At 57.4% G+C, this 15,706-nt stretch carries 11 protein-coding genes; 6 read left to right on the top strand and 5 right to left on the bottom strand.

What is annotated here, in order from left to right:
• Positions 1-32: 32 nt before the first annotated feature.
• On the bottom strand, positions 33-818 hold the full coding sequence (locus ABIE64_RS04720; protein ID WP_354376770.1) for a 3-hydroxybutyrate dehydrogenase: 786 nt from the start codon (positions 816-818) through the stop codon (positions 33-35).
• A gap of 81 nt (positions 819-899) precedes the next feature.
• Complete coding sequence (locus ABIE64_RS04715; protein ID WP_354376769.1) at positions 900-2,510, bottom strand: sigma-54-dependent transcriptional regulator; 1,611 nt, start codon at positions 2,508-2,510, stop codon at positions 900-902.
• Between the two features lie 224 nt (positions 2,511-2,734).
• Here ABIE64_RS04715 and ABIE64_RS04710 point away from each other — a divergent pair, with 224 nt between their 5' ends.
• From ABIE64_RS04710 to ABIE64_RS04695, 4 genes are all read left to right on the top strand, one after another.
• Positions 2,735-3,952: a methionine gamma-lyase gene (locus tag ABIE64_RS04710; protein WP_354376768.1), complete on the top strand. Its 1,218-nt coding sequence runs from the start codon at positions 2,735-2,737 to the stop codon at positions 3,950-3,952.
• A gap of 651 nt (positions 3,953-4,603) precedes the next feature.
• Positions 4,604-6,988, top strand: coding sequence for a thiamine pyrophosphate-binding protein (locus ABIE64_RS04705; protein ID WP_354376767.1), 2,385 nt, complete (start codon positions 4,604-4,606; stop codon positions 6,986-6,988).
• Positions 6,989-7,152: 164 nt separating this feature from the next.
• A complete protein-coding gene (locus ABIE64_RS04700; RefSeq protein WP_354376766.1) occupies positions 7,153-8,073 on the top strand; it encodes a calcium/sodium antiporter in 921 nt (306 codons plus the stop codon).
• 229 nt (positions 8,074-8,302) lie between these two features.
• Entirely contained in the window at positions 8,303-9,448 is a 1,146-nt protein-coding gene (locus tag ABIE64_RS04695) for an HPP family protein (protein WP_354376765.1), read from the top strand.
• Between the two features lie 19 nt (positions 9,449-9,467).
• Here the strand turns inward: ABIE64_RS04695 and ABIE64_RS04690 are convergent, their stop codons facing one another.
• From ABIE64_RS04690 to ABIE64_RS04680, 3 genes are all read right to left on the bottom strand, one after another.
• Positions 9,468-10,166, bottom strand: coding sequence for a MarC family protein (locus ABIE64_RS04690; RefSeq protein WP_354376764.1), 699 nt, complete (start codon positions 10,164-10,166; stop codon positions 9,468-9,470).
• 162 nt (positions 10,167-10,328) lie between these two features.
• Entirely contained in the window at positions 10,329-10,661 is a 333-nt protein-coding gene (locus ABIE64_RS04685) for an HNH endonuclease signature motif containing protein (RefSeq protein ID WP_341364987.1), read from the bottom strand.
• Positions 10,662-10,692: 31 nt separating this feature from the next.
• A complete protein-coding gene (locus ABIE64_RS04680; protein ID WP_063092719.1) occupies positions 10,693-11,589 on the bottom strand; it encodes a M48 family metalloprotease in 897 nt (298 codons plus the stop codon).
• A 443-nt stretch (positions 11,590-12,032) separates the two neighbouring features.
• Here ABIE64_RS04680 and ABIE64_RS04675 point away from each other — a divergent pair, with 443 nt between their 5' ends.
• Together ABIE64_RS04675 and ABIE64_RS04670 are read left to right on the top strand one after the other, a co-directional pair.
• Entirely contained in the window at positions 12,033-14,330 is a 2,298-nt protein-coding gene (locus ABIE64_RS04675; protein ID WP_354376763.1) for a type I secretion system permease/ATPase, read from the top strand.
• On the top strand, positions 14,330-15,634 hold the full coding sequence (locus ABIE64_RS04670; protein WP_354376762.1) for an HlyD family type I secretion periplasmic adaptor subunit: 1,305 nt from the start codon (positions 14,330-14,332) through the stop codon (positions 15,632-15,634). The genes ABIE64_RS04675 and ABIE64_RS04670 overlap by 1 nt, the downstream gene beginning before the upstream one ends.
• Positions 15,635-15,706 lie beyond the last annotated feature (72 nt).

The following is a 15,706-nucleotide window of genomic DNA, read 5'->3' as shown; positions in this document are numbered from 1 at the left end:
ACCGCTCGGTGTCAAATAGCTGCATGAAAGCTTTACTGTGCGGTCCAACCACCGTCGACCGACATATGCGTGCCGGTCATCTGTGATGCGGCGTCCGAACACAGGAACAGGGCGGTCTGGCCGATCTGTTCCGGGGTGACGAACTGTTTGGACGGGTGTTTGTCCGATACCAGATTGGTTGCGGCCTGTTCGACGGAAATGCCGCCTTCCTTGGCCTTGGCTTCGATCTGGCGTTCGACCAGTTCGGTGCGGACCCAGCCGGGGCAGATTGAATTGGCGGTGATGCCGATTTCGGCGGTTTCAAGGGCCGTTACCTTGGTCAGGCCCATGATGCCGTGCTTGGCCGCGACATAGGCGGCCTTTTGCGGTGAGGCGACAAGCCCGTGGGCGGAGGCGGTATTGATGATCCGGCCCCAGTTTTTCTTTTTCATGTTCGGCAGGGCAAAGCGCGTCGTGTGGAAGGCCGAGGTCAGGTTGATCGCAATGATCGCGTCCCATTTTTCCGGCGGGAAATCCTCGATCAGGGCGGTGTATTGGATGCCTGCATTGTTGATCAGGATATCAGCACCACCGCCGAATTTTGCGGCGGCATCTTTCATCATGGCTTCGATCTGATCGGGTTTGGAGAGGTCCGCGCCATTGTAATGCGCGGTCACACCAAATTCGGTTTCAAGCGATTTGCGGGTGGCTTCGATTTCGTCCTTGTCGCCAAAGCCGTTCAGCATGACATCCGCCCCGGCCCCTGCAAGGGCCTTGGCCATCGCAAGACCGATGCCGCTGGTGGAGCCGGTAACAAGTGCGCATTTGCCTGTCAGCATGATGTTTCTCCCTGTGGGTGAGGAGTTGTTCCTCCTCCTAAGTTAGTTGGATCATGCCGCAATGCAACATGGGTGGCAAGATCAACCGGAAATGCCATATTTGCGAAGCTTGCGGGCAATCGCAGTGTGCGAGATTCCAAGCCGTTCGGCAAGCTTCCGCGAGCTTGGATAATCCGGGTAAAGGCGCATCAGCATTTCACGTTCGAGCATGTCGATCCCCTCGGCAAGTGTGTCTTGCGCGATGGCCGCATTGATCGGGTCGGTTGCGGGGGCGGTGGGTGCGGGATCGCGGGATGTTGCGGTTTCATCCGTGGCCGTGGCGGGCGGGCTGCTTGCGGTGGTGGTCAGGTCGCGTGCGGTCAGGATGTCGCCATCCAGCAGGGCGACCGCGCGAAAGAGGGTGTTTTCCAGTTCGCGTACATTGCCGGGCCAATCGTGGCTGGCAAGCCAGGACAGGGCATCCCTTGCGATATGGGGTGTGGGGCGTTCGGTTTGCTGGGCGGTGCGGGTGACGAAATAAAGGGCCAGTTCGGCAATGTCTTCGCGACGGTCGCGCAAAGGTGGCAGGGTGATGCCAAGGACGTTGAGGCGGAAATAAAGGTCTTCGCGGAATGTGCCGTCATGCGACATGGCGTCAAGGTCGCGGTTGGTCGCGCTGATGATGCGGACATCAACCGCAATTTCATCCGTGCCACCGACGCGCCGGAACCGGCCATCCTGCAACACGCGCAGAAGCTTGGCCTGCAGATACGGTGTCAGTTCGCCGATTTCATCCAGAAACAACGTGCCGCCATCGGCCAGTTCCAGAAGCCCCGGCTTGCCGCCGCGCCGCGCACTGGTAAAGGCCCCGGCGGCGTAGCCAAACAGTTCGCTTTCGGCCAGGCCTTCGGGCATGGCGGCACAGTTTAGCGCCAGAAATGGCTGATCGGCGCGGTTGCTGGCGCGATGGCAGGCGCGGGCAAAAAGCTCCTTCCCCGTGCCGGTTTCACCGAGGATCAGAAGCGGGGCGTCGACCGATGCCAGTCGTTTTGCCTGTGCCTTGACCCGTGCCAGTACCTTGCTTTGGCCGATGATGTCGTCAAAGCCGGTGTGGCTGCGATCCTGAAGGGCGGTCATGACGCGGCCAAGGCGTGCGGCGCGGTGAAACACCATGACCCCGCCCCACGGTTCATCATCGGCGGCATCGGTGCCGTCATCGACATGGCCGATGGGTTCGACCTGTAGCAGATAGGTTTGACCGCCCAGTGTGACCTCGCGTTCGGGCAGGCGGAAATGGCTTTGGCGCAGATCGTTAATATCCGGGTCGGTCAGGAAATCGGCCAAGGGCCGGTCGCGCAGCGGCGCATCGGGGGAGCCTGCAATGTTTTGGGCGGCGGGGTTTGCCTGTGCGATCAGGCCGTTGGCATCCACCGCGATCACCGGATCGCCAAGGGCGGCAAGGGTTGCGTGAAGCTGCGCACGCCTTCGTTCGGTCGGCAGGCGGTCAATCGGTTTGACGTCCTCAATGCCGGGTAGCTGCATCAGGCGATGGGCGAGCAGTGGAAAACGTTCCGGCCGGATTGCCGGGATATCGGCAAAGATATGGTGGGTCGTGACCTCAAAGGCGCGGATATCCAGTTTGAAATCCGCCAGCACATTGACGACGTCCCGCGTGATGCCGACCCTGTTTTCCCCGGTGATTTCAAAACGCATGACTGTACCGAAATGTTTACACTGTAACGAAAACTATACAGTCGTAAGGGACTGTTTTCCAGTAGTTTTGGCGAAATGTCGTGGTTGGTGAAGGTTTTTGTAAACATAAGTTTACAGTCGGGTGAAGCGCGATTTTACTAAGTATCTGAAATGACAAGGTTTTCAATTCTGGCATGGGCCTTGCGGTTATGGAGGCAGAACACTTCAAATAACGGGAGCCTTCCATGTCTGATCCGCGTCACACCAAATCCGGTTTTGCCACCCGCGCCATCCATCATGGTTATGATCCGCAAAGCCATAATGGCGCGCTGAACCCGCCGGTTTACATGAGCTCCACCTTCGCATTTGAAACCGCCGAGCAGGGCGGGCGCATGTTTGCCGGTGAAGAGCAGGGCTTTATCTATTCGCGGATCGGCAACCCTACGCTGGCCCTTCTTGAAAGCCGTCTGGCGGTGCTTGAGGGCGGCGAAGCGGCCCTTGCAACCGCATCGGGCATGGGGGCGATTACGTCTGTCTTCTGGACATTCATTGCGCCGGGGGATGAGATCATTGTCGATCGCACCCTTTATGGCTGCACGTTTGCCTATTTCCGCCACGGGCTGGAAAAATTCGGGATCAAGCATACCCATGTTGATCTGACCGATCCGACGGAACTTGAAAAGGCGATTTCGGACAAAACCAAAATCGTTTATTTCGAAACCCCGGCCAACCCGAACATGCGCCTGGTCGATATCGAAGCCATTTCCGACATCGCCCATAAACATGGGGCGAAGGTCGTGGTGGATAACACCTATTGCACGCCGTATCTGCAGCGCCCGATTGAATTGGGGGCTGATATCGTCGTGCATTCGGCGACCAAATATCTGGGCGGTCATGGGGACCTGATGGCCGGTGCGGTGATTGGCCGTGCGGAGGACCTTGAACAGGTCCGCCTTGTCGGCCTGAAAGACATGACCGGTGCGGTTCTGTCGCCGCAGGACGCCAATCTGGTGATGCGGGGCCTTAAGACGCTTGAACTTCGTATGGAACGCCATTGCGACAATGCCGAAAAAATCGCGACCTTCCTTGAAAACCACCCCAAGGTCGAAAAGGTTTTCTATCCCGGTCTTGAAAGCTTTGCGCAATATGAACTGGCGAAAAAGCAGATGGCCCGCTTTGGCGGCATGATCGCGTTCGAGCTTAAAGGCGGGATTGAGGAAGGCCGCAAGCTGATGAATGGTCTTAACATGATCACGCGCGCGGTCAGCCTTGGCGATGCCGAAACCCTGATCCAGCATCCGGCATCGATGACCCATTCGACCTACACGCCCGAAGAACGCGCGGAGTATCAGATCACCGATGGCCTGATCCGTCTGTCCGCCGGTCTTGAAAGCATCGACGATATTCTTGCCGATCTTGAGCAGGCGCTTGATGGGGATCAGATGGCGATTGCCGCCGAATAATAGCCCGGCATTTTCAGGCATTTCCCGAACAAGGGAGGCGGACCGCACCCCCCGAACGATTTGCGGTCCGTATAAGGTTGCGCATGGCGTGGGTGCCGTTCCGCGCCATGCGGCAACCGCCTTGGCAGCGTTAGAGCCTTTTCCGTTTAGATTGAAGCGATTTTGTTCGCGTTTGGCGAACGGTTTTGCAAGGCACAGCGCGCAAGGGCGATGCGGGGCATCGTTCAAGCGGTGTAACGTAGCGAAACGTTGCCAAACCCGAACCCTTCGGGCCGGGACATTCTTCTGCCCCGCAGCGTCAAGGATCTTGACCGTAGCCCCGCTACGCTCTGCGATCCTTTCCTTGCAGGACAGAAGAATGCCTCCGGCAAAACGGTTCAATCTAAACGGAAAAGGCTCTAAGGCATCCCGAATCGGGATTGAAGACAGCCAAAAATCAATTCCGGGCCTGTGTGCCACATTCGACGAATTTCAAAAAACTTGCGTGGGCTGAACGAGGGTTTTTTGAAAGTTTCGTCAATCCTGCGATTTTTGTTGCTTTCGCTTGATTGGCGTCGCGCAGCAGCAAAAATACGCAAATCCATACCGAAATAAGGCGTGCGGCAATGCCGGTGCAACCGGGCCGAAACGCCAGCGAGAGGCGAGATAAAGATGTCAGCACAAAACAGCACACCTGAAATTGGCGAAATGATCGAAGCAACCTCGACCGGGCGCGTGGCGGCCAAGGATCTTGAGATGCTGGGCCAGATTGAAAAAAAGGTGCGCTGGCTATCAAGCTGGACCATCCATAACGCCAACCATATCCGCCCGAAACGCGATGGCATCAAGGTCGGCGGCCATCAGGCAAGCTGTGCATCGATGACCACATTGATGACAGCGCTTTATTTCAACGTCCTGCGCCCGCAGGACCGGGTTGCGGTGAAGCCGCATGCATCGCCGGTTTTCCATGCGATCAATTACCTGTTTGGTCGCCAGTCGAAAGAAAAGCTTGAAAACTTCCGCGCCTTTGGCGGGGCGCAATCCTATCCATCGCGGACCAAAGATGGCGATGTTGTTGATTTTTCGACCGGGTCGGTCGGACTTGGGGCGGCGGTCACCAACTTTGCGGCGCTTACGCAGGATTACCTGCGTTACAAGGATATGCTGCCGCGTGGGGAACAGCCCGGTCGCATGGTCGCCCTTGTTGGCGATGCGGAGCTTGATGAAGGCAATATCTATGAGGCGCTTCTTGATACCTGGAAGCATGATATTCGCAATGTCTGGTGGGTGATCGATTACAACCGTCAAAGCCTTGACGGCATGATCGATGCGCATCTGTTCCGGGTGATCGGCCGGTTTTTCCGCGCGGTTGGCTGGAACGTGATCACCATCAAATATGGCCGCAAACTGCATGATGCCTTTGCCAAGCCGGGTGGCAAGTCATTGAAAAAATGGCTGAACGAGGCACCGAATGATGTCTATTCCGCCCTGACCTTCCAGGGGGGTGCGGCATGGCGCAAACAGATCCTTGGCGATATGCCGGGCGACAATGCGCTGGCAAGCCTGCTTGGCGATTATGATGACGATGCCCTGCATGACCTGATGACCAATCTGGGCGGGCATTGCATGGAAGCGGTTTTGAATGCGTTTGATTCCGTTCCCAATGACAAGCCGACGATCTTTATCTCCTATACGGTCAAGGGTTATGCCACCCCGCTTCAGGGGCACAAGGACAACCATGCGGGGCTTATGAATGTGGCCCAGATGGATGCGTTCAAAAAACAGAACAATATCGGGGACGGGCAGGAATGGGATTACGCCGCCGGTCTTGACGTGGCCGAGGACAAGGTCCGTGCCTATATCGATGCCGCCCCGTTTAATGACGGCAAATCGCGCAAGAAGCTGGCAACCGTCATCGATATCCCTGAAATGCCCTATGCCCGGGTTGAGACATCGAGCACGCAGGAAGTCTTTGGCAAAATCCTGAATGAACTTGCGAAACTGAAAGATAGCGATCTGGCGGACCGGATCGTCACCACATCGCCCGATGTGACGGTATCGACCAACCTTGGCGGGTTTGTGAACCAGCGCGGGCTGTTTGCGCGTGAAAATCTTGCCGATGAATTCCGCGAACGCAAGGTGCCCTCGGCCCAGAAATGGATCAGATCGCCCGAAGGCCAGCATGTCGAACTTGGCATCGCCGAAAACAACCTGTTTTTGAACCTGGCCGCCCTTGGCCTGTCGCACAGCCTGTTTGGCCAACGCCTGTTCCCGATTGGAACGCTTTATGATCCGTTCATTGCGCGCGGCCTCGATGCGTTGAATTATGCCTGTTATCAGGATGCGCGGTTTATGGTTGTTGCCACGCCAAGCGGTATTACGCTGGCGCCCGAAGGGGGCGCGCATCAATCGATTTCAACCCCGATGATCGGCATGGGCCAACCGGGCCTGACCAGTTTCGAGCCAAGCTTTGGCGACGAACTTGCGACCATCATGGGCTGGTCTTTTGATCATCTGCAAAATCCCGACGGTGGATCGGTTTATCTGCGCCTGTCGACCAAACCGCTGGCACAGCCGGAACGTGACCTTTCCGATGCGACAAAATCCGAAATCGTATCGGGGGGTTACTGGCTGCGCGAACCGGGTGAAAATTGCAAAATGGCGATTGCCTATTGCGGGGCGATGGCCCCCGAAGCGATTGCCGCATGGGAAAAGCTTGAAGCCGATCATCCGGGGATTGGCTTGCTTGCCGTGACATCGACCGACCGTCTTTATAACGAATGGCAGGATCTGGAACGGGCGCGCCTTGAAGGCAAAACCGAAGGCCGCATGGCCCATATCGAAAACCTTCTGAAGCCGCTGGCATCGGATGCGCGGCTTGTTACCGTGATCGATGGTCATCCGGCGGCATTGGCGTGGCTTGGTTCGGTCCGCGGTCACGCCGTCGCCCCGCTTGGCGTCAATGCGTTTGGCCAGTGCGGCGACAGCATTGATCTTTATAAATATTACCAGATCGATACCGATGCGATCATCCGCGCGACCAAGCGCTGGGATTGATATCCATCTGGAAATCTGCATCAATGGCCGGGAATTTCCCGGCCATTTTGCTTTGCGGGCGGAAATGTAATCGGGGTCACTTGCGCGAGGCCGGGGACGCACACACATCTGCGCGTTGGATGCTGTGACAATATCGATCCGCAGCGTGATGGGGAGCTTCTATTTTGGAATATTTGTTGTTGCTGGCTGGCCTTGTCGGTCTGTTTTTCGGCGGCGAGGCGCTGGTGCGCGGAAGTGTCGGGATTGCGCAACGTCTGGCGATGCCGCCGCTTCTGATTGGTTTGACCGTCGTTGGATTTGGCACATCGACCCCGGAATTGCTGGTTTCGGTTGATGCCGCCCTGCGCGGAGCTTCCGATATTGCGCTGGGTAATGTCGTGGGATCGAACATTGCCAATATTTTGCTGATCGTGGGTGTGTCGGCCCTTGTCTGGCCGATCCGGGTTTCTGGCGATACGCTGAAACGCGACACGGCGGTGATGATGGCGGCCGCGATTATCCTTGTGCCGATCTTTGCCTTCGGGATGATGGGGCGCGTTGCCGGGGGTATCCTGTTTGTATCGCTTGTTGCCTATCTTGTGTTTGCCTATCGCCAGTCGCGCAATGCGCCGGTTGCTGATGATAGTGATCTGCCGGTTCCGGCGCGTGGCTTGTGGCTGTCGCTGATCTGGGTGATTGGCGGGCTGGTGGCGTTGATGTTTGGCGCGCGCTTCATGGTCGATGGGGCTGTGACGATTGCCCGGACCTTTGGCGTGTCAGAGGCCTTTATCGGGCTTACGGTCGTGGCCGTTGGCACATCCTTGCCGGAACTCGCCACCTCGTTGATCGCGGCGTTTCGCAAGCAGTCGGAAATTGCCATCGGCAATATCGTCGGGTCGAACATTTTCAACATTCTGGGTATTCTTGGCCTGACCGCCATCATTACCCCGATCCCGGTTGCCAGTCGTTTCCTGACCTTTGATCTGCCGATCATGATCGCGGTATCGCTGGTCCTGACTGTGTTGTTGCGCCGTCAAACCATCGGGCGGGGGATCGGGATTGTGATGCTTGTTGCCTATGGCGGATATGTTTTTGCCGCACAGTAAAATATTGCCAGCCAGTGCGGGCGCGATCCGGCCTTGTGCGGGGCATTGCGATCAAGGGACTTGGCGCGAAAAGTTCGAAAGGAGGGCCGCGTGCCCTCCTTTTTTGTTTGGTGTTTATCGGTTGCCGTTATTGACGGGGATGCGAATTACAAATACTAGAAAAAATCGCATTTATAAAAATTGAACAATAATTAAATGTTCAATAATGGGCCGGAAATGAACCAATCCTATGAAACTTCGCAATTTTCGCGCGCTTTATCCGGCGATACCGGCCAGCACGCATAAGGAAGCCATCCGTGCCGGGTTCGGGGCGCTGATCGGGCTGGGGATTGCCGGTTTTGTTCTGTCGTTCTTTGATCTGCAGGGGGCGGGGCTTTATCTGATTGCGCCGTTCGGGGCGTCGTCCGTGCTGCTGTTTGCCGTGCCAAACAGCCCGCTGGCGCAGCCGTGGTCGGCGATTGTCGGCAACTCTGTTGCCGCCCTTGCCGGGGTTGCCGTTTGTTATGTGATCCCCGATCCGGTTTTGCGGGTGGCGGTGGCGGTCGGGCTTGCGATTACGGTCATGATTCTGGCGCGTGCGGTTCATCCGCCGGGCGGGGCGGTTGCGATGGTTGTTGCGATGAACCCGGATATCGCAACCGAGCTTGGCTTTCAGTTCGCCGTGACACCGGTTGCGGCAATCACGGCCATTCTTGTTCTGACGGCAGTACTTTATGCCCGGGCAACCGGGCGGAAATATCCGCTGCGCCATTTCGATGACAAGAGCCCCTTTCAGACAGCGGACCGTTCCCCGATTGAGCGGCTTGGTCTGGACGAGGGGGAGCTGAATTCCATTTTGCAGCAATATCGCCAGTCGCTGAACCTCGGCGTCGAGGACCTTGCGCGCCTGATCGGGGCGGCCGAATTTCAGGTCGCGGCCCATCGCGCCGGGCCAATTACGGCCGGTCAGATCATGTCGCGCGATCTGGTGACGGTGAATGCCAAAACCCCGCTTAACGAGGTCGCCGATCTGTTTCGGCGGCACGGATTTACGTCATTGCCGGTCATTGAGGATGATGGACGTTTTATCGGGGTGATTTTCCAGATCCATCTGATCCGGCGCGCAACCGAAGACGCCCTTCGTCTGGATCGCGGATTGCTTGCCGCCATGGCGCGCCTGATTGATCGCCGTCGCAATGTACCGATCCGGGCCATCGAAATCATGTCGGTGACAGAACCGCGGGCAACGGCGAATACCCCGATTGCCGCCTTGTTGCCCCTGATGGCGGATGGGGCCTGTGATGCGGTTCCGGTGGTCGAAGATAACCGGATCATCGGCATTGTCACCCGAACGGACCTTATTGCTGCTTTGGCTCATGCGGGTCTGAAAGGCTAGGTAACGTCGAAGGTGTCGATCAGAAAAACGCCTGCTTGATGCCGTCGATGATGAACTGGACCGCAAGGGCGGCCAGGATCATGCCGAGCAGGCGGGAGATAACCGTGGCGACCGTCGGGCTCAGGCGTTTGGCAACCAGATTGGCCAGCAGGAACATGGTCAGCGCGCAGAGCATGACAAGGCCGACAACCGCGACGACGCTGACCTGCATTACCACGCTGTTTTCATATTTGCCCATCAAGAGCATCACGGTCGCGATGGAGCCGGGACCGGCAAGGAACGGGATCGACATCGGGAAGATTGAAATATCGTCCGGTTCTTCGTCGGGTTGCGCCGGTTTAGCATCGGTGATCTGCTGATCAAGTTCGTGTTCGTCTTCAAGTTCCTGATGAACCTGTTCGGCGCGCTGGTTGCGTTTCTGGCTGCGGCGTTCAAACAGCATTTCAAGCGCGATCAGGAACAGAAGCGTTCCGCCGGCAATCCGGAAGGCCGGCATGTGAATGCCAAAGATGCCAAGCACGCTTTCGCCGATAACGGCAAAGGCGGCAAGGATCAGGAAGCTTGCGATGCAGGCCCGGATCGCCATGCGGCGGCGGTGTCTGGTATCGGTCCCCTGTGTGAGGACGATGAAGACCGGCACCAGCCCGATTGGATCAATGATCACAAATAACGTGACAAAGGCCGGGATCAGTTCGCTCAGCATGTCGAGGCTTGGCATCTGGTTTCCTTTGTCCGTTCTTGGGGGTGATTGGTCTTCATAGTGCCAATTGCAACACGGTTTGTCGCCGCAAAACTGGGGCCGTATATCGGCCCGGTCGCGCAAGGTAAACCTTTATGTCGGCTGCAAAATGCAATCGGCCTGTTGCGTGTTTTCGTGATTTTAACGGCTGCGGCGGCGATTGCGTCCGTATCGTCCGGCATTTTCCGGCCAGTCGATATAATCAACGGGCTTTTTGCGTATCCATCGGATGAATGTCTGCATATCGGGATGGGCGATGATTTTTTCCGGTACATCGAAATCGCGCGCCAAGGTGGTTTCGTCAAACAATCGATGGATCATGCGATGACAGACGCGGTGCAGCCATTGGGTATCCGTGCCGCCCTTTGATTTCGGCGTCCAGTGATGGCGGTCGACACTGTCGCCCGCGATCATCATCCGCCCGCAAATCGGGCAGGGACCAAGTTCCTGATCTGGCGTGGGCGATAGGGGCATGAAAGAAGCACGTGGTTATTGTCAGGTTGGGCTATTTTGTGCCGGGAGGTCGCCGGTTTTCAAAGAATTTCTGCCACGTGCCGGGTTTAAGGTCGCGCAATGCCCGGATGCGGGCGCTGACCGGTGGGTGGGTATCAAGCAATAAGGGTGGTTGCGTGCTGCGATAAGGGATCAGGCGCAAACGGCGGCGATTGATCTGATCGATATGCAAAAGGGCCTCGATCATGTCTTCGGGGCCGTTCAACAGGTCGCTTGCGCCGTGATCGGCAATGAATTCACGATCCCGGATCACGGCGCGCTGCAACAGGAAGCTTACGGTCGGGACCACGCCAAAGACAATGACCATCCAGTTTGGCGGATCAAAGTTGCCAAAAATGAAAAGCATCAATCCGAACAGGGCAATGGTCCATGTGGCCCGATACAGCACGTCGGTCATCAGAAGGATGCGCGTATCGCCGTGCCATGCATGGGCGATTTCATGGGCCAGCAGGGCGCGCATCTGGCGCGGGGAAAGCGTATGAAGGGCATCATTTGATATCGCGATGGTCGTTTCTTCGGCGGTGCCGGTGGTGATTGCATTCACCCCCTTGCCCGGCAGCAGGAAAAGCTTTGGCAGGTAATCAAGCCCGGCACGGCGCGCCAGCATCGCCGCCATTTCGTGAATGGCAGGGAAGGAAGCGGCATCCAGCGGGCGGGCGCGCAACAATTTCATCAGGACTTCGGGGGATATCATCGGGGCAAGCACAAGCATCAGCGCAACGGCAATCGCGGCCGAAATTGCCATGGATAATCCACCGAGCATCCATGCGCAGGTCGCCAGAACCCCGGCCATGCAGGCCATTAACGGGAAGGTGTGCGAATTGCCGCCCGGACTGATGGCAAGAAAGCGTTGCAGGAAGACAGGCAGGCTTGAGGGTTCGTTTTCCATGGGGTGTCCCGATTCTTTTTCCCTGACTTAAAAGGTATGTTTTTAGATGTTAAGGGCAAGGGCAACGTACCTTTGCCTGCGCCTTGCGACGTGCTCCAAGGGTAAGCCAAACGCACGCCGCCTGATTTGAGTTGGCGCAATTCAAATCAGAAAAAGGAAGATTTCCAACAGGTTGTCGGCAATTCCGGCATGTCTGCCTGCGGGCATGTTTTTTCGGATTCGCGGCAAAATGCAGCATTACGCAATGCCGGAACCAGCGTATTATTGCCCGCAAATCGTTGAAGTTCCTTAATTTGTTAACACATCCTTATATGTTGCCCTAGAATAGTGCTTATGCAATCGGATAGGTGGCTCGTAACAGGTTTGTCGCGGGTCGCTTGGCGCGTGCGCCATATTTGATGTGATACAAGATTTGCTGCGAACGGGGTTTGGGAAGGAACACAATGACCCTGCTGGACAAAATCCAGTCGGTCCGCAAGGCGGGCGCGACACGGGAAGGGGATCGCACCCCGCTGGAACGGGTGTTCTGGCGGTCGATTGCCCTTGTCGGCGGATTCAGCATGGTCATCAATATGCTGAACATGGTCATCCCGATCTATTCGATGCAGGTGTTTGACCGTGTCCTTTCCAGCCGCAGTGTCGATACGCTCTTGCTCCTGACGCTTGGCATCGCGTTGGTGCTGCTGTTCATTGCGTCGATGGAACAATTGCGTTCGCGCCTTTTGATCCGGGTTGGCACCGCACTTGATCTTCGGCTTGGCGGGGATCTGTTTGCCCATGTCGTGCAACAGGCCGCGCGCGGCAACAATATGCGCCAGCGACCGTTGCGCGATCTTTATGGTCTGCGCGGGTTCCTGACCGGATCGGGCCCCTTTACCCTGATCGATTTCATGTGGGCCCCGGTCTATATCGGTGTGGTGTTCATCTTTGACACGCGGCTTGGGCTTGTGGCCTGTGCCGGGGCGACGATCCTGATCCTGATCGCGATTGCCAACGAGGCGGCGGCAAAGATTTCGGTCGACCGGTCCGAAGAAAGCCAGAACCGCGGCATCGCGCAGGAAGAAACCTATATCCGCAATGCCGAGGCGATGGAAGCCATGGGCATGACCCCGTCCGCACGCCAGCGCTGGCAGGCTGATCAGTCCGATGCGTTGTATTGGGAAGGCCAGGCCAGCCGACGGGTCGGGACATCGACAACGCTTTCGCATTTCATCCGTCTGGCCATGCAGGTCTGTTTTATCGGGGTTGGGGCCTATCTGGTGCTGACTGAAAGCATCACGATCGGGATCATGGTGGCCTCCATGATCATGGGGATGCGCGGGCTGGCACCCTTTGATGGCGCGGTTTCGGCATGGCGCAGCTGGAATTCGGCGCGCAATTCGTTCGAACGGCTGAACAAGATCCTTCTGGATAAACGTCAATCGACACCTGCGCCGCTGCCACGCGGGCGCGGTATGTCAGTTTCCGTGGATCGTCTGGTTTTTGCCCCGCCGGGCAGCCGAAATGTTCTGTTCAAGGGATTTTCGTTCAAGACCGGGCCGGGGCAGGTGATTTCCATCGCCGGGTTTAACGGGGTTGGTAAAACAGCCCTTTTGAAGCTGATCATGGGCATCTGGGTGCCCGGATCGGGATCGGTCAAGCTTGATGAAATCGAAGCATCGCGGATTGATCGCGGCGAACTTGGACCGCAGGTCGGCTATCTGTCGCAGAACCCGTTCCTGTTTCCCGGCACGATTGCCGAAAATATTGCCCGTCTTGGCAATGCCGAAATGCGCGACATCATTCAGGCGGCCGAACTGGCCGGGGCGCATAAATTCATCCTTGATCTTCCTGATGGCTATGAAACCCGGGTTGAACGGGGCGGGCGCAACCTTTCGGGCGGGCAGCGACAGCTTATCGCCCTTGCCGCTGCTTTGTTCGGGCGGCCGCGCATGTTGTTGCTGGATGAACCGACAACCGCCCTTGATGACCATGGTGTCGGGCATATCAGCGGGCTGATTGATATCGTGCGCCGTGCCGGGATCACGACCTTTATCGTCAGTCACGAACGCGAAATTCTGGTGCGTGCCGATGCGATCCTTGCCCTTGCCAACGGTCAGATTCAGGTCGTGCCGGTGCGGGCCAAGGCCGATCAGATGATCGCGCCACCACCTGCACCCGTGGCATCGCCTGCTGCCGAACCGGCGCGTGATGGACAAATGCGGATCACGCCCAAACGAATTGCCGTGCCCAACCCGGATGCACCGCGCCCGATCATTGAAAAGAATTCGGCGCAAAATCAAACACCGGAACAGCCGCCTTTGCCCGCCGGTATTATGCCGACCCCAACCCGCGCACAGGCAGGGCGTGCAACACAAGCCAGTGCAAAGGCCGGGATCGAGCGCACCGAAATGGTGCCGCAACCGACCCCGGGTGGCACCATGATGACCATGCGCCCGGCCACCCGCAAAAAGGCCGAAACAACAGCGGACGACCGTGCCGAACGGATGCGCATTGCCCGTGAAAAGCAGGAAAAACAAAGACTGAGCGCGCGTAAGACCGCCCGCGAGGCCGCCCTTGAGGCCAGCCGCAAAGAAGCGCGTGCACAGGTTCTGGCGAAAAAGGCCGCCGCGCGGGAAGAAGCCCGCAGGGCGCGAAGTGGAACACAGCAGTCTGCCGCCGCCCCGCGCCCGAAACGCAGTGACCCGCCAAAGCTTCGGGTGGTTGAAGGATCGGCTGGTCGCAGACAGGGTGGTGTCTGATGGCAGGGGTGGAGCTTCCAACCGCGCGTGAACTTGAAACCGATGTCAGACCGCTGGTGCGGATCGGCCTTCTGATCCTGATCCTGGGTGTCGGATCGGTGTTCTTGTGGGCGGCAACGGCGCGCATCAATTCCGCCGCAACGGCAAGCGGCGTGGTCGCACCGTTTTCGGGCAGGCAGAGTGTTCAGCATCTTGAAGGCGGGATCATTCGTGACATTCTGGTGCGCAATGGTGCGCGTGTGCAGGGTGGCGACGTCCTGATCCGGCTTGACGATACGCGTGCGCGGGCCAGTTATGACCTGCTGAACAACCGATACCTCAATGCGCTGGCGACACAGGCCCGCCTGATTGCCGAACGTGGCGGCAAGGACAGAATCCAGTTTCCCGCGCCGCTTTATGATCCGAAATATGTCGGGATTGTTGAATCGCAGGAAACCCTGTTTCAAAGCCGGATAAACGCGTTTCGTGGCGAACTTGAACTTTATGACGAACGGATCAAGGAACTGCGCCGCGAAATCATCGGCACGCAGGAACAGAAAACCGCATCCGAGCAGCAGGTTGGCATCGTCAAGGAAGAGCTTGCCATGGTCAAGCCCATGGTCGATCTTGGCTATGCCAGACGCACCCGTCTGCTTCAGCTTGAAAGCCGGTTGGTCGAGGTTCTTGGCAATATCGGACGGTTTTCGGCCGATATCGCACGTATTGAGCAGCAAATCCAGCAGGTCAAATCCAGTCAGGCGCAGCTGACACGGGACAATCTGCAAACCATCAATACCGAGCTTCGCGATATCCAGGGCGAGATTTCAGACCTGAATGAACGGTTACGTTCGGCGGAGGATATTCTGGTGCGGTCCGACATCAAGGCACCGCGTTCCGGTACGGTCACCAATTTGCAGTTTTCCACCGTTGGCGGAGTGATCCCGCCCGGTGCGCAAGTGCTTGAAATCGTGCCGCAGGACGACAAGCTGGTGATCGAGGCGCGCGTATCGCCGAACGATATCGATGTCGTGCATGAGGGGCTTGAGGTTAATATCCGGGTGACGGCTTTCAGCCAGCGCTGGTTTGCGCCGGTAAAGGGCGTTGTGGCGGATGTGTCGCCGGATCGTCTGACCGACCCGGAAGGTCGCCCGTATTTTCAGGCAATGATCGAAATCGATTCGGAAAGCCTTGCCGAACATGAAGGCATGATTTTATCGCCGGGAATGGCCGCACAGCTTGAGATCGTCACCGGTGCCAGAACGATTCTCGCCTATCTGTTTGCCCCGATCACCGACAGTTTTGATCGCGCATTCCGCGAACAATAGGTCTTCCAGCCCGATTTGGGGTCTTTCTACCTACCCTATACAACCTGACAGATTCTGTCAGAGGCGAATTTC

The organism is Thalassospira sp. MBR-102, assembly GCF_040549275.1.
Lineage (GTDB): Bacteria > Pseudomonadota > Alphaproteobacteria > Rhodospirillales > Thalassospiraceae > Thalassospira > Thalassospira xiamenensis.
This window is presented reverse-complemented; position numbering and strand designations above follow the sequence as displayed.